This is a genomic window from Arenibacter lacus, assembly GCF_008711145.1.
GTDB lineage: Bacteria > Bacteroidota > Bacteroidia > Flavobacteriales > Flavobacteriaceae > Arenibacter > Arenibacter amylolyticus.
Genome location: NZ_VVIN01000166.1, coordinates 1 through 1,342, shown reverse-complemented (window position 1 = coordinate 1,342; position 1,342 = coordinate 1). Strand labels below are relative to the sequence as shown.

At 38.9% G+C, this 1,342-nt stretch carries 1 protein-coding gene; it reads left to right on the top strand.

The window, feature by feature from the left end; translation table 11 throughout:
* Nucleotides 1-64: 64 nt before the first annotated feature.
* Nucleotides 65-1,324, top strand: coding sequence for a transposase (locus tag F1E73_RS16965; protein ID WP_150452657.1), 1,260 nt, complete (start codon nucleotides 65-67; stop codon nucleotides 1,322-1,324).
* Nucleotides 1,325-1,342: the final 18 nt, after the last annotated feature.

Sequence of the window (1,342 nt, the reverse complement as noted above, 5' to 3'; positions counted from 1 at the left end):
GAAAACTGTTTAAAAAGCTGTAATTTATTGTTGCAAAAAAAACACTCACTTTAAAAACAGTTCGATGGACAAGGTACTAACAAAACAAATACAAACCCAGTTGAGCAACTATTTTTTATCCACAACCCTATTTACCAAGCCGGAGTTACGCTGTTTAAAGGATATGGTCATAGGTATATTAAAATCAAGATCTGTATTTGTGAATCAAATAGCAGCATCCCTAAGGGAACCCTTAAAACTCAAGGATGTTTGTAAGCGTTTAGCTTCTCAATACCTTAAGGAAGATTATGCGGTAAAAGTATTGGACTCCCATTTAAACTCTGTCTCTTCCGGGATATCTAAAGATGATTTTATCCTCATGGACGGTACCGATATCAGCAAAAAGTACGCCAAGCACATGGAAGGTCTGGAGTTGGTGAAAAACGGCGATACCGGTAAGATCGGCCTTGGGTACAATGTTCTGAATATAAATGCGATCGGCACCGACAAAACAATGGTGCCCCTATTCAGTAAGGCATACAGTTATGAAATGGGGGCGTTGAGCAGTAACAACGAGATAAAGAAGGCTGTAGGACAGGTCAAGGATCACATTGGCAAAAAAGGATGCTGGGTCTTTGATCGCGGAGCGGACAATACCATATTAAGGGATTTCTTTATCGGGGAATGTTTCCAAGCAATCATCCGTTTAAAAAGGAACACAAAAGTTAGTTATAAGCAACAGGAATATCAAGTAAGTGCCCTTGTAAATAAAATAGACTTCTCAATTACCCAAAGTGTGACCAAGATCAAGAAACACAAGCCTGTTTTGAAGCGCTACCAAATAGGGGCCATACCCATAACCTATACCATCAAAGGCAGGGCACATAAATTGTGGCTGGTAGTCTCACGGGACGAAAAGCATGGAGGACAATGTTATTTGCTTGTAAAAAGCGAACTCTCCACTGCAAGAGAAGTGGCAAAATGGGCCTTTACAGGGTATGGTCTACGATGGAAAATAGAAGAATACCACAGGCATGTAAAGCAGCAATACAAATTAGAATCCATTCAAATGAAGACTTTTGAAGGGTTACAGTCAATGCTTGCGGTACTAACCGTAGCCATGTTTATGATTTACAAGAAAACACGATCGATTCATTTTAGTTTACTGCTGGATACAGGGTACAATTACCTGAACAAGCATACGGTCAGAGAGCTTACCAATTTCATCTACTATAAAATATCAAAAGTGATAGCAATTTTACTGATGCCAGTAAAAAGTAGATGGAAAATTCAAAATACGGAACCTGAAAAAAATATAGGGCAACTCAATTTAATGCTCAATTAAAAAACGGGGGATGTTTAG

Bases quoted from the DNA above. Each gene is read 5' to 3' on its own strand.
- F1E73_RS16965 (WP_150452657.1), top strand. From the start codon at position 65: ATGGACAAGGTACTAACAAAACAAATACAAACCCAGTTGAGCAACTAT.